12 protein-coding genes are annotated in these 12,577 nt (G+C 56.6%); 3 read left to right on the top strand and 9 right to left on the bottom strand.

Annotation, left to right across the window (positions count from 1 at the left end; genetic code table 11):
- The first annotated feature begins 17 nt into the window (after window positions 1-17).
- Both recF and LF252_RS20585 read left to right on the top strand, forming a co-directional pair.
- Window positions 18-1,130, top strand: coding sequence for a DNA replication/repair protein RecF (gene recF, locus LF252_RS20590; protein ID WP_226271475.1), 1,113 nt, complete (start codon window positions 18-20; stop codon window positions 1,128-1,130).
- 119 nt (window positions 1,131-1,249) lie between these two features.
- Window positions 1,250-1,573: a DUF721 domain-containing protein gene (locus LF252_RS20585; RefSeq protein ID WP_226271474.1), complete on the top strand. Its 324-nt coding sequence runs from the start codon at window positions 1,250-1,252 to the stop codon at window positions 1,571-1,573.
- Between the two features lie 87 nt (window positions 1,574-1,660).
- Here LF252_RS20585 and LF252_RS20580 read toward each other — a convergent pair whose 3' ends face one another.
- From LF252_RS20580 to LF252_RS20570, 3 genes are all read right to left on the bottom strand, one after another.
- Window positions 1,661-2,167 (bottom strand): acyl-CoA thioesterase, encoded by a 507-nt coding sequence (locus tag LF252_RS20580; RefSeq protein WP_226271527.1) that lies wholly within the window; start codon window positions 2,165-2,167, stop codon window positions 1,661-1,663.
- Between the two features lie 238 nt (window positions 2,168-2,405).
- Complete coding sequence (locus LF252_RS20575; protein WP_226271473.1) at window positions 2,406-2,804, bottom strand: helix-turn-helix domain-containing protein; 399 nt, start codon at window positions 2,802-2,804, stop codon at window positions 2,406-2,408.
- 258 nt (window positions 2,805-3,062) lie between these two features.
- The gene (locus LF252_RS20570; RefSeq protein ID WP_226271472.1) at window positions 3,063-3,914 is read right to left on the bottom strand and encodes a glycerophosphodiester phosphodiesterase family protein; all 852 of its coding nucleotides are present in this window, start codon (window positions 3,912-3,914) and stop codon (window positions 3,063-3,065) included.
- A gap of 80 nt (window positions 3,915-3,994) precedes the next feature.
- Here LF252_RS20570 and LF252_RS20565 point away from each other — a divergent pair, with 80 nt between their 5' ends.
- The gene (locus LF252_RS20565) at window positions 3,995-4,615 is read left to right on the top strand and encodes a DUF2939 domain-containing protein (protein ID WP_226271471.1); all 621 of its coding nucleotides are present in this window, start codon (window positions 3,995-3,997) and stop codon (window positions 4,613-4,615) included.
- Between the two features lie 81 nt (window positions 4,616-4,696).
- On the opposite strand, the gene LF252_RS20560 is transcribed toward LF252_RS20565, so the two are convergent.
- The 6 genes from LF252_RS20560 to LF252_RS20535 form a co-directional block, all read right to left on the bottom strand.
- Window positions 4,697-4,975, bottom strand: a complete 279-nt coding sequence (locus tag LF252_RS20560) for a PLD nuclease N-terminal domain-containing protein (RefSeq protein ID WP_226271470.1) — start codon at window positions 4,973-4,975, stop codon at window positions 4,697-4,699.
- 107 nt (window positions 4,976-5,082) lie between these two features.
- Complete coding sequence (locus LF252_RS20555; RefSeq protein ID WP_226271469.1) at window positions 5,083-5,715, bottom strand: rhomboid family intramembrane serine protease; 633 nt, start codon at window positions 5,713-5,715, stop codon at window positions 5,083-5,085.
- Window positions 5,716-5,784: 69 nt separating this feature from the next.
- Window positions 5,785-6,756 carry a polyprenyl synthetase family protein gene (locus tag LF252_RS20550; protein ID WP_226271468.1) on the bottom strand — a complete coding sequence of 324 codons (972 nt, stop codon included), beginning with the start codon at window positions 6,754-6,756 and terminating at the stop codon, window positions 5,785-5,787.
- 242 nt (window positions 6,757-6,998) lie between these two features.
- A complete protein-coding gene (gene rnr / locus LF252_RS20545; RefSeq protein ID WP_226271467.1) occupies window positions 6,999-9,539 on the bottom strand; it encodes a ribonuclease R in 2,541 nt (846 codons plus the stop codon).
- A 173-nt stretch (window positions 9,540-9,712) separates the two neighbouring features.
- Window positions 9,713-10,462: an ATP-grasp domain-containing protein gene (locus tag LF252_RS20540; RefSeq protein WP_226271466.1), complete on the bottom strand. Its 750-nt coding sequence runs from the start codon at window positions 10,460-10,462 to the stop codon at window positions 9,713-9,715.
- Window positions 10,463-10,503: 41 nt separating this feature from the next.
- The gene (locus LF252_RS20535; RefSeq protein WP_226271465.1) at window positions 10,504-12,522 is read right to left on the bottom strand and encodes an ABC transporter ATP-binding protein; all 2,019 of its coding nucleotides are present in this window, start codon (window positions 12,520-12,522) and stop codon (window positions 10,504-10,506) included.
- Window positions 12,523-12,577: the final 55 nt, after the last annotated feature.

The raw sequence follows: 12,577 nt of genomic DNA, 5'->3' as shown, positions 1-12,577 counted from the left end.
AATTCCGAACCCTGAGCATGAACCTCCAAAGCCTTCATCTGCTGTTCTTCAAAAACTACGAAGACGCCAATCTGAGCTTCTCCCCGCACATTAATTGCTTCGTGGGCGACAACGGCAGTGGCAAGACGAATCTGCTGGATGCCATCCATTATCTCTCGCTTACCAAAAGCGCCTTCACTGCTACTGATACCAATAGTATTAAGCAGGGGGAAGAGTTCTTTGTGGTGAAAGGCCGGTTCAGTTCCGGTCCTGAGCAGAAATCCGAAACCATCCAGTGCAGCCTGCGCCTCGGCCAGAAGAAAACCATCACCCACGACAAGCAGGCGTATGAGCGGGTGTCTGACCACATCGGCCGCTACCCGGTGGTCCTGATTTCTCCTTATGACACGGACCTGATCCGGCAGGGCAGCGAGGAGCGGCGCAAATACTTCGACAGCTTCATTTCCCAGCTCGACCATCAGTACCTGACCCAGCTTATCCGCTACACCCACTTGCTGAAGCAGCGCAACTCTCTGCTCAAGCTAGCCACCGACCGTCAGGCTGGGTATGACCGGGACTACTTGCTCACGCTTGACGAGCAACTAGCTCCTGTGGGCGAACAGCTGGCACAACGTCGGCAGGAGTTCTTAGTGGAGTTTGCGCCCATCTTTCAACGGCATTATGAGCAACTCGCCGATGCAAGGGAGCAGGTAACCCTTACATATAAGAGTGAGCTACCGGGGGCCGACTTCCTCAAGCTACTTCGCTTGCAGGAGCGCAAAGACTTAACGCTGCAGCGCACTACAGTTGGACCTCATAAAGACGACTTCACCTTCTTGATGGATGAGCTGCCCGTTAAGAGTTATGGCTCCCAGGGGCAGCAAAAGTCCTACGCCATTGCGCTCAAGCTGGCGCAGTTTGAAATGCTGTCCCAGCACAAGCAGCAAAAACCCATTTTGCTGCTTGATGACATTTTTGACCGATTAGATGAGAAGCGTATTACCCGTCTAATGCAGCTGGTGGCCAACCACACCTTCGGCCAGATATTCCTTACCGATACTCACCTGGAGCGCACCGACCGGGTGCTAGCCGATTTATCCGAAGACATTCGCCGCTTTCAGGTTCAGGCAGGCACCATTCAGCAGCTATAAGCCTCACTTATACCTCTTCCTATTACTTCGTCCTTTAGCTTACACCCTTCAGGTATTGGCTTTGTAGCGCAGTACCTTTGTGCTGATGCAGCGGGCTTGTTCGCGCGTTAATAAATAGCATGGCATTCAAAAAACCTTACGCCTCCGAAAATTCCCGTCAGTCGGATATTGTACCGCTTAAGGATGGTATTACTGCGCTGCTCCGAGCCTACCGACTGCAGGGCAAGCTCAATGAGGTAACAGTGGTGGCCAGCTGGGAGAAAGTGATGGGCAAGGCGGTGGCTATGAAAACCCAGCAGGTATATGTGAGCAACCAAAAGCTGTTCGTGCGCCTGTCGTCGGCTCCGCTCAAGCATGAACTGGTAATGGCCAAAACGAAAGTACTCGAGAACCTGAATGCGGCTGTGGGTGAGAACATCATTAAGGAAGTGGTATTCCTGTAACCAGCCTACTTCTTCCCTGCCCTCCTCAAACACTACGCCCGCCAGATTCGCAACCTGGCGGGCGTAGTGCCTTATTAGTGGGCCTTCTTATTCTGTAGCGTATGCTATCCGGCACCGCTCACCTTCCAAGTTGTATTCGCGCGCTTCAATGGCCAACGCCACCCGGGCATTATCAAACTCCTCACTATAGCGTTCCTTAAATTCCCGGCGCTTGATTGCTTCCAGAAAGCGACGTGTATCCTCGGGGGTTTCCAGCTCTAAGCCCGGCACTGGCGTGGGCTTGCCATCGTCGTCTTTCGCGACCATAGTGAAGTAGCATGTGTTGGTGTGCTTAACGGCGCCAGTGCGCACATCCTCGGCAATTACTTTGATGCCTACCAGCAGCGACGTGCGCCCCACATAGTTGACCGAGGCTAACAGGGACACCAACTCCCCTACCTCCACCGGCTGCAGGAAATTTACCCCATCAACGCTCACCGTTACGCAGTAGGTGCCGGCATGCTTTGAAGCAGCAGCGTAGGCTACCTTGTCCATCAGCGACAGTAGAATACCGCCGTGAATCTTGCCTCCGAAGTTGGCATACGATGGTATCATCAGCTCAGTGAGCGTAACGCGTGAATAGGACACCGGGCGAAATAGTGGCTGGCTAACTGCGGACATTCTGCAACAATCAGGGAAGAGCTATAACGCCTGACTCGAACACCTTCAATAAGGCTGCCAGGCGCTCCGGAAACTAGGAAGACGCTGTACAGTAGTTATGATTTATATCTACTGTTAAAACACTAGCGCACTACTGATACTGAACAAAAATGTTTCACGTGGAACACTTCTGTCACTTTGGGCCATACACTTTTAACAAAAGCTCATTGTAGGCCTCAAGTAGGGCAATATACTTCTGCTGGAGCGCCATCAACTGTTTTGACAAGTCAACGTCCGTTACAACCGGTGTAACAACCCGCGAATGAACAGGCTTTACGGATACATTGTTACTATTATTTGTAACAGGTGTAACAGAAAATGGTATTACAGATTGATGTAACGAAGTAAAATCGTCCGAAAAATCATGCTGTATAATTTCCCCTATTTTCTTTACAAAATTGTAGTCAAGTGTCTCTTCTTTAAATTTACGATATATAGTAGGACGTGTAATACCCAGCTCATCAACGATGCGCGTTATCGAAATTCCGCTGTTTTTGATGGCTTCTTGCAGGATTTCGCCTTGATGAGGCATAGAAGAGAGACGTAACAGTTCGTGTATAATGTAAATATACACACGTATTGAAAACACATATACGATACACATAAAATTAACACGATACAGTTACAATAATACAGTATTTACAATTTTACATTATACACGTTATTACACTACATATATGATACACTGTCAAACAACAAGGACATCGTTACACAGTTACACTGTTGTTGTGTAACGGTGCAACGATGCCAATGTACTTTTCCGCCTATGCTCCACCTTTACTCCTGCACGCTATTCAGGTGAAGCACGGAGCGCTAGCAGCCGATCAGGAAAATCGGTGGTGATGCCATATGGCTGGAAGCGTAGTACAGCCTCCATATCTGGCAAAGCATTTACCGTCCAGGGTACCAGCTTCACTTGGATCTGGCGCAATTCTGTCACTAGCCCGTCATCCAAGAGCCGAAAATCAGGGCCGTATATGTGTGGCAGAAACCCTAGTTCCTGGAGGTGTTCAGCAACGGGCCGTTCATCCTCAACAAGCAGGCAAAGCGGCAATGAGGAGTATAGCCGATGCGCAAGCTGCAGGATACGCTTGTCGAAGCTGAGCAGGGTGGTGCGAGGCAAGGCGTTGCACTGGCTGAGTACCTCTATTACCAGCTGCAGGAACTCAAGGGGTGCAGGATGCCAAACGGCGTCGCCGGCGGGTGAGCTTTTAATTTCTACACTGAACCCTACTGGTGCACGACCCAGTTGTTGGCAATGCGCATCAACGGCATATAGTACTTCGCGCAGCAGAGGCTTGTAAGCTGATTGAGGCCGCTGCTGCGGAAATGCCGGATGCTGCGTCAGGCCACAATCATACTGCCGGATGCGTGCGTAGGGCAAGGCAAAGAGGTTGTGCTGCGTCGGCGCGTCGGCACTGATAGGCTGCCCATCGGGGGTACGGCAAATGGCGGCAGACATCCAAGGCTCGTGCGACACCACAACCTGCCAGTCGGCGGAGATGACTACATCCAGTTCAATCACATCAACACCGAGCTCTACCGCCTTTAAAAATGCTGGCAAGGTGTTTTCGGGAAGCAGGCCGCGGCATCCTCGGTGCCCATGCACCTGCGGAAAACCAGTTAAAAAGGGTGAATTCATGGAGTTGAAGTGATGGTCCGCAAACAGGTATTCGTTGTGGGCGTATACGCGGTACCATTCGTTACTGCAGCTCGTGCACCATGAAAAAAACCATTCTTATCCTGCTGTTGGTTGCCCTAGCCATGGGTGGCTATTGGTACTACCGGAAGCTCAGCACCGGCCCGGAATACTCGTTGATGCAGGCGTACAAAGCCGTACATGACCACGATGCAGCCGCCTTTGAACGCTATGTGGACGTGAGCAGCGTTACGGGCAGGCTAGTAGATCAGGTGGCAGACCAAAGCGCTTCGTTAGGAGTGTTGGCCCCGGGCGGATTTGCCATGAAGGGCGCTCTGCGCCTATTGAAACCCCAATTAGCGCAGGCTGCCCGGCAGGAGGTGAAGCGCTACGTTGAAACGGGCTCGGCCACTGCAGCTGCGGAAGCAGCACCCGGCCGCTTGGTAAACGTATCCATCCTTGGTCTCGCCGATAAAGTAGTGGGCAAAGGCAGCGCTTTTAAGGGCGTGAAATATTCCCGGGAGGAGGGCGACCAAGCATTCATAGGCCTGGAGTTTACGCAGCCGCGCTACGACACCACGCTGGTGCTGGAAGTGAAAATGCAGGACCGGGGCGACCATTGGCAGGCCACGGAAATCACCAACACTGGCGAGATTCTACAACACGTAGCCCGCATGGAAAAACAGTATTTACTAGGTAGATAAGCTTCCGTAGCACCAAACAAAAAGCCCCGGCACCTGTGAGGTACTGGGGCTTTTTTTTGAATATGACCTTGAGCCTAAAAGCTATTTACGTCCCGAGAAGAAGAAGTAAATAATAGACCCACCGAAGGGAAAGAACCAAATAATCAGACCCCAAATAATTTTCTTACCGGTTGACCAGTCCTGCTTGATCAAACTCAGAAAAGCAGCAACTGCCAGAATAAGATAAAAAACCCCTAAAGTAGTCAGGGAGCCATCGGCGCGACGACCACTGCCGCATGCTGTCAGCAGTGGCATGACGAGAATGGAAATCAATAAAGCAAAGGCAGGAATGCGGTTCGACAGAGAAAGAAGCTTATTCATGGCGTAGGGAGTGATTTGGTTGAGAGTTTTGCCTTACTCTACGCTACACTGCCGGAAATAGATATAGTGAAATACGTTTTTTTATATTCAAAAACTTGATAATCAATCTATTGACTTAAATATTCTTGAATTTGGGACCAGAATACGTTGCCCACGCGGGGTATCAGAATGAACGTGAGTACTAAGCCGTAGAGAGCCCCGTAAAAATGAGCATCATGGTTGATGTTGTCGCCCCGGCGGCGGCCCATGTAGTAGGAATATGCCAGGTATAGGAAGCCGAAGATGAAGCCGGGAATCTTGAAGGGCAGGGGGAAAATCATCATCCCACCCAGCGGATTGAACAGAATGGCCGAGAAGATAACCGAGGCTACGCCGCCCGAGGCACCCAGGCTACGGTAGTTGGGGTCGTCGCGGTGACGCAGGTAGGTGGGAATATCCGATACCACGATGCCGCCCAGGTACAGTAGCAGGAAGTAAAGAATGGCCGTGGTTGGGTTGAACAGCTGCCCAAACACATATTCAACCGTTTGGCTGAAGGAGTAGAAGGCAATCATGTTGAACAGCAGGTGACCAAAATCGGCGTGCAGAAAGCCGGAGGTGATGAACCGGTACCAATCGTTGTTGCGCTTCACGCGGTAGGGGTCCAGTATCCAGCTCTCGTACAGATTTTGGTTGGACCAGGCGTAGATGGAAATGCCGACGGTGAGCAGGGCCAGCAGAATAGAAGGAGAAACTTGCATAGGAAATGAAGGAAAAAGCCGACGGACCGGACAAGCAGGGTAGGCCTTGCCGGTCCGGTCCGAATGATGCTACTGCTCGCGCTCCAGCAGCTGCAGGGCCAACTGGTGCAGTGGTTTTTTGCGCGTTTCGGGGGCCTCTACGCGCTCCAAGTGCTGCAGGGCGTCCAGGAAGTAGCGGTTGATGAGTTCTTCCGTCTGGGGGCGAATTTCGAGCTCATCGTAGATGGTGCGTACGGCCTGCACCTTGGCGTCAGCATCCGTGATGGGCTGCCCGATGTGGCGGGCCAGCGTGGTGCGTTGCGCATCGTTGGCCTGAACCTGGGCCGTGAGCAGGAGGTAGGTTTTTTTGTCGCTGAGGATGTCGCCGCCCACGCGCTTGCCGAAGGTGGCGGCGTCGCCGTACACGTCCAGCAGGTCGTCGCGCAGCTGGAAGGCTACGCCAATGCCTACCCCAAATTGGCGCAGGTGGTCGGCATCCTCGCGGGAGGCACCGGCCAGCAGGGTGCCCAGCTCCAGAGCAAAGCCCAGCAGCACGGCCGTCTTCAGCCGAATCATATCCAAGTACTGTTCAATGCTGACAGTGGACTCGGTTTCGAAATTCATATCCCACTGTTGGCCCTCGCACACCTCGGCGGCGGTTTGGGAGAAGCGGCGCAGCACGTGGGCCAGCAGGTGCGGGGGCACGTCCAGGAACAGCTCGTAGGCCCGCACCAGCATCACGTCGCCGCTTAGAATGGCCACGTTGGGGTTCCACTTTTCGTGCACGGTGGCCTGGCCCCGGCGCAGGGGGGCCTGGTCCATCAGGTCGTCGTGGAGCAGGGTGAAGTTGTGGAAGACTTCGGTGGCCAGGGCGGGCTTCACCACGGCATCCAGGTCGTCGGTGAAGAGGTGGGCACCGAGCAGGGTGAGCAGGGGCCGGATGCGTTTTCCACCCAACGCCATGATGTAGCGAATGGGCTCGTAGAGAGTGGTAGGCTGCTCGCCATAAGAAAGGTCGGAGAGGCCAGCAGTAAGCTTGGTAGTGAAGTACGAAAGGTCCACGAATGGCGGGGTCAAGGTTGAGGCAGGCAAGGTACGGTAGGTTGGGGGAAGGAGATGTAGGGGCCTGTGTCATCGGCGAGGTCTCGGCAGTGACTACGACCATAACTGCCCATCATCCTGAGCATGTCGCGCATCGGCAAAAAGCCCCCGGTGCGGAGTGCACTGGGGGCTTTAGTGTAGGTCAGCGTTTTGGGTTCGGAGAAGGACGGATTGCTTCGGTTCCGCCTCGCAATGACAACAGCTTACCGGCGACGCTTGCTGCCTCCGCTGGCTTTACCACCGCCACCGGGGCGGCCTCCTTTGTTGCTCTTCTCGGGGCGGTAACCGCGGCGGGTTTCCCGGCTGGCGGCGCGTTCATCCTGTTCCCGGCGCTTCACCGAATCGGGGCGGTTGTCCACCAGCTCAAAGTCGATGGTGCGGTCCAGCAGGTTGGCGGCTTTCACGATTACCTGCAACTCGTCGCCGAATTGGATAATGCGCTTCGTGTTTTTGCCCACCAAGCGGTAGTTGTCCTTGTCCAGCTCGTAGTAGTCGCCGGGGATGTCGGCAATGCGGACCATGCCTTCGCACTTGTTCTCCTCGATTTCCACGTACAGCCCCCACTCGGTGAGGCCCGATACCACGCCGGTAAATTGGTCGCCGATGCGGTCCTGCAGGAACTCTACCTGCTTGTACTTGATGCTGGCGCGCTCGGCATTGGCGGCCAGCTTCTCGCGCTCCGAGGAGTGCTTGCACTCCTCCTCAATGGGCTCCACCTCCACGTTCTTGCCGCCCTCCAGGTAGTGCTCCAGGAGGCGGTGGGCCATCATATCGGGGTAGCGGCGGATGGGCGAGGTGAAGTGCGAGTAGTGCTCGAAGGCTAGGCCGAAGTGGCCGCGCGGGTCGGTGGTGTACGTGGCCTTGGCCATGGTGCGGATAGCCAGCGTCTGGATGACGTTCTGCTCCGGCCGGCCCACTACCTCGCTGCTCAAATCGTTCAGCTCACTGCTCAGCTTTTTGGGGTTGGAGAGGTCGAGCTGGTGACCGAACTTCTGAGCAAACAGGGCGAAGTTCTGCAGGCGGTCCTCGTCGGGGGCATCGTGCACGCGGTACACCATGGTCAGGCGAGGCTTGCGGGGCTTGAGCTTGTACACGAATTCGGCCACCTTACGGTTGGCCAGCAGCATGAACTCCTCAATCATCTTGTGGGCATCCTTGCGCTCCTTCACATACACGTACAGCGGCTTGCCCTCAGCGTCCAGCTTGAACTTCACTTCCTGGGTTTCGAAGCTGATGGCCCCCTGCTTGAAGCGCTGCGCACAGAGCTTCTTGGCAATGGAGTTCATCAATTGAATCTCCTGAGTATAGTCAGCCTCCAACCCTTCGATGCGCTCCTGGGCTTCCTCGTAGGCGAAGCGCCGGTCGGAATGGATGATGGTTTTGCCGAACCAAGAGCTGAACAGCTTGCCCTTCTCATCCAACTCAAATACGGCCGAGAAAGTCAGCTTGTCTTCGTTAGGACGCAGGGAGCAGAGGCCGTTGCTGAGGCGCTCGGGCAGCATGGGAATTACGCGGTCCACGAGGTACACGGAGGTAGCCCGGTAGCGGGCTTCTTTCTCCAGCGCCATGCCGGGGCGCACGTAGTGGGTCACGTCGGCAATGTGTACTCCAATTTCCCAGTGCCCGTTTTCAAGCTGCTGGATGCTGAGGGCATCGTCGAAGTCCTTGGCGTCGGCGGGGTCGATGGTGAAGGTGGTGATGTTGCGGAAGTCGCGGCGGCGCTCTATCTCGCTCCGAGGGATTTCCAGCGGAATGCTTTCCGACTCCTCCTCTACCTCGGCGGGAAACTCAAACGGCAGCCCAAACTCAGCCATGATGGCGTTGATTTCGGCCTCGTTCTGCCCGGCCTTACCGAAGCTGCGCTTCACCTCACCTACCGGGAAGTGGCCGGTGTCGCCGTCCGGAAACTCGGTGACATGCACCAGCACCTTGTCGCCGTGCTGGGCCCCGTGCAACTGCTCGTAGGGCACCATCACATCGAAGTACACCTTGCGGTTGTCGGGCTTCACAAAGCCAATGGGGCCTTGCATGTAGAGCCGGCCCACCAGCTCGGGGCGCACCCGGTTGGTTACCTCTAGCACGTCGCCCACGGGCTTGCCGTCGCGGGAGCCGCGCAGGCGCAGACGCACCGTGTCGCCGTGCATGGCAAACTTGAGGCGGTCGGTAAACACGCGCACGTCCTGCTCGCTTTCCTCCGAAATGACAAAGGCATACTTGTCGGTAGCCAGGGCCACGGTGCCGATGATTACCTCACCCCCGCCCTCGGACCGGTGGCGGCGGAAGTCAGTGGCGGGCTCGTCGGCGTTAGGGAAGTCGAAGCCCGCTGAGCGGCGACGGTGTACTACGGGGTCTTGGCCAAACTCGGTTTCCACGGGGCGGCCGGCACGGCGGTTGGTGGCGGCAAACGGCTCCCGCTCGTTACGGCGCGTTTTACGGCCACTGGCGGGCTCGGTAGCGGCGTAGGCAGCACTGGCATCGGTGAGGCGGTACTCGTCGTTCTGAAGCAGCGTAAGCAGGCCTTTTTGCTTCAGGCTTTTCAGGTGGGCGAAAATCTCTTCCCGCTGCTCTTTGGTGGTTACGCCCAGGCGGCGGGAGAGCTGGCGGTAGGAAAGGACCTTGTCGGGGTTGTCGCGGAAAATGCGGAACACCAGGTCCTGGGAAATGGAGGGTGCCGCAGATTCAGTGCGGCGGGATGCCTTCGCGCGAGAGGCGCGGGGGGCGGCGGATTCGTCTTTTTCTTTCATGTAGAAAAGGGGCCGCCAGAAGATGTCTTTTTCGCAGGCGGCGGGGTTGAGTAAGTGGGAAACTGGTAGTACTACGCGGTTCCCGGGGTAAAGTAATCCAGCCCTTCAGGGGGCTTCGGAGAGATGATACGGAATATAGCGCGGAATAACTATTCCGGGGTAAAAAATGCGGGTTAAGATTGTATTGCACGGGCCAAAGTGCCTAGCACCGTATACCCGAAATCAGCAATGCTCCACTCCTTTAAATCGGATACCTGCCCGTCGCCCACTTCCACTACCGCCGGGCGGCCGGCAGCAGTATACGCCACATCCAAGCTGTAAAACAATCGGGGGCGCAGCAGGTCAAGTACCGGCCGAAGCTCATCGGGCAGCGAGGTAGCGGCTGCCCCACAGGCCACACCATCCACCACAAAGAAGCGTCGCTCGGAACCGGCTTGCAGTGGTGTGAACTGCCGTATGAACAGCGGCTCCGTGGGCAATAGTTCATGCGCCCGGCATAGTTGCTCCCACTGCTCCTGTGAAGCTACCACGGAGTCGGTACCAAACGACTTCACCAGCCCTTTCACAAAGTAGCGCTGGCCCGCAGAAAAGTCGGGCATCGTAGCGGCCGTACCAAAAGTACTGGAGAAAGTGAATGAGTAGATGGCATCGTACCAACCCGAAGCCTGGTGTGAAGACAGGTAGCTGGCCGTTGATACCCGCAAAGCTACCCGTGTCGTCAGCAGCTCATATTCCTCAGCCGAGAGCATCCATCCCCGGTACAGCGCAGGTCCCGCAGTTGGGGTAACTGGCCACAGACGTTGGGCTTCGCTGTCGTACAAACTTACCGCCCACCCCTGCTCCTGTACCCACGCGCACTCCGGCTCCCACAGCGGGTCCACGGTGCGCACTTCGTAAGGCAGCGAGGGGTAGATGAGGTGCATAGTTCGGTTGGCAAAGTGAAGGCACAACTTGTAGATCTTCCCTACCCGCGGCTGGCTACGGCGGCGCGGATGTCGGCGGGGGTATCCTTGGGAATGGCGGCCAGCAGTTGGCGAGTGTACTCGTGCTGGGGGTTGGCGTAGATGTCGGCGGCAGGGCCGCTTTCCACAATCTGGCCCTGGCGCATCACCAGCAGCCGGTCGCTCATGAAGCGGGCCACCGACAGGTCGTGGGTGATGAACAGGTAGGTGATGCCGAACTCGCGCTTGAGGTCGTTGAGCAGGTTCAGCACCTGGGCCTGCACCGATACGTCGAGGGCCGACACCGATTCGTCGCAGATGATGCACTTGGGCTGCAGGGCCAGGGCCCGGGCAATGCAGATGCGCTGGCGCTGCCCGCCGCTGAACTCGTGGGGGTACCGTAGGAAATGCTCATCCTTGAGGCCCACCGTGCGCAGCAGTTCCAGCACCCGCTCCTTCTGCTGCTGCCGGCTGCCGCCCACGCCGTGCACCCGCATGGGTTCCAGAATAGCTTCGCCCACGGTCATCATCGGGTTGAGGGCGGCGTAAGGGTCCTGGAACACCATCTGAAACTCGCGGCGCTTGCGGCGCAGCTGCTCGGCCGGCAAGGTGGCCAGGTCTTCACCCTCAAACAGGATACGGCCCGAGGTAGGCTCCACCAGCCGCAGCAGCGTGCGGCCCAGGGTGGTTTTGCCGCAGCCCGACTCCCCTACCAACCCCACCGTTTCGCCAGGGTAAATATCGAAGCTCACGCCATCCACCGCCCGCACAAATTCCTTGGTGCGGTTGAAAAATCCTTTCCGGATGGGGAAGTGCACGTTCAGGTTCTCAACGCGCAGCAGAGGACTAGAAAGTGTGGTCCGACCAATTCCCGCAGGGTTGGTCAGACCATTCTCGCTGCCGAGGTTGTTGGCGGTGGGGTTGTCCTCGTTCAACGGGAGTGTTTCTACAAACCCCTGCGGAGAATTTGTAGGACCACTGGCAATGGGCAGCGGCTGGCCTGATTCCAAGCCCGGCGCGGATTCTAGGCCGAATTTCGGTTCCGCAGGGCGTGAAACAGGATGTTCCACGGGGAACGTTTTGGTGGTTTCCGTGCCGTTTTGAGGACTTAAAGCAATACTTTCACCTGCAACAGGCTCAACCACTTGCGTAGCGCTGGCTTCAGTGCTGATAAAGCCGCCATCGGCCGTTTCACGCATGAAATCGGCCACTACCGGTAATTTTTTTTGCCCAACGGAAAGTTTTGGGCGGCAGGCCAGCAAACCCTTGGTGTAGGGGTGCTGGGGGTTAGTGAAAATATCGAGCACAGGACCCTGCTCCACCACCCGGCCGCGGTACATCACCAGAATCCGGTCGGCAATTTCGGCCACCACACCCAGGTCGTGGGTGATGAAGATAACGGCCGTGTGGTGCTGGCGGCGCAGGCCATCCATCAGGCGTAGCACCTGGGCCTGCACCGTCACGTCGAGGGCGGTGGTGGGCTCGTCGGCAATCAGAATGGCGGGGTTGCAGGCCATAGCCATGGCAATCATCACGCGCTGCTTCTGTCCCCCGCTGATTTCGTGCGGGTAGCTCTTGAATATCTTTTCGGGCCGGGGCAGCTGGGCCATCGTGAACAGCTCGATGGTGCGCGCCTCGGCTTCCTTCTCCGTGAGTGTGGTGTGCAGGCGCAGGGCCTCCACCACCTGGCTACCGCAGGTATACACGGGGTTCAGGGAGGTCATCGGCTCCTGAAAAATCATGCTGATGTCGTTACCCCGTACCCGCTGCAGTTGTTGGTCCGATAGCCGAAGCAGGTCCACCTCCCCTAGCGCCTCGCTTTGGAACCGGGCCTCGCCGCTCACAATCTGGCCGGGCGGCAGCGGAATCAGTCCCATCAAGGCCAGGGAGGTAACCGATTTGCCCGAGCCTGACTCACCCACAATAGCCAGCGTTTCGCCCCGGTGCAGGTCAAAGGAAATATCCTGCACGGCCCGCGTAGTGCCGCGGTGCGAGTGAAAATCGATGGTAAGGTTGCGGACGGAGAGAATGGGCTGGGACATAGTAAGTACGAATGTAACGCGAAGCTCCAGCTTCTGCGCACGAGCGAAGCGAGTA

The organism is Hymenobacter pini, from assembly GCF_020421205.1.
Classification (GTDB): Bacteria; Bacteroidota; Bacteroidia; order Cytophagales; family Hymenobacteraceae; genus Hymenobacter; species Hymenobacter pini.
This window is presented reverse-complemented; position numbering and strand designations above follow the sequence as displayed.

Excerpts from the sequence above, each read along its gene's own strand:
- recF (WP_226271475.1), top strand. The coding sequence starts at position 18 with ATGAACCTCCAAAGCCTTCATCTGCTGTTCTTCAAAAACTACGAAGAC.
- LF252_RS20585 (WP_226271474.1), top strand. The coding sequence starts at position 1,250 with ATGGCATTCAAAAAACCTTACGCCTCCGAAAATTCCCGTCAGTCGGAT.
- LF252_RS20580 (WP_226271527.1), bottom strand. The coding sequence starts at position 2,167 with ATGATACCATCGTATGCCAACTTCGGAGGCAAGATTCACGGCGGTATT.
- LF252_RS20575 (WP_226271473.1), bottom strand. The coding sequence starts at position 2,804 with ATGCCTCATCAAGGCGAAATCCTGCAAGAAGCCATCAAAAACAGCGGA.
- LF252_RS20570 (WP_226271472.1), bottom strand. The coding sequence starts at position 3,914 with ATGAATTCACCCTTTTTAACTGGTTTTCCGCAGGTGCATGGGCACCGA.
- LF252_RS20565 (WP_226271471.1), top strand. The coding sequence starts at position 3,995 with ATGAAAAAAACCATTCTTATCCTGCTGTTGGTTGCCCTAGCCATGGGT.
- LF252_RS20560 (WP_226271470.1), bottom strand. The coding sequence starts at position 4,975 with ATGAATAAGCTTCTTTCTCTGTCGAACCGCATTCCTGCCTTTGCTTTA.
- LF252_RS20555 (WP_226271469.1), bottom strand. The coding sequence starts at position 5,715 with ATGCAAGTTTCTCCTTCTATTCTGCTGGCCCTGCTCACCGTCGGCATT.
- rnr (WP_226271467.1), bottom strand. The coding sequence starts at position 9,539 with ATGAAAGAAAAAGACGAATCCGCCGCCCCCCGCGCCTCTCGCGCGAAG.
- LF252_RS20540 (WP_226271466.1), bottom strand. The coding sequence starts at position 10,462 with ATGCACCTCATCTACCCCTCGCTGCCTTACGAAGTGCGCACCGTGGAC.
- LF252_RS20535 (WP_226271465.1), bottom strand. The coding sequence starts at position 12,522 with ATGTCCCAGCCCATTCTCTCCGTCCGCAACCTTACCATCGATTTTCAC.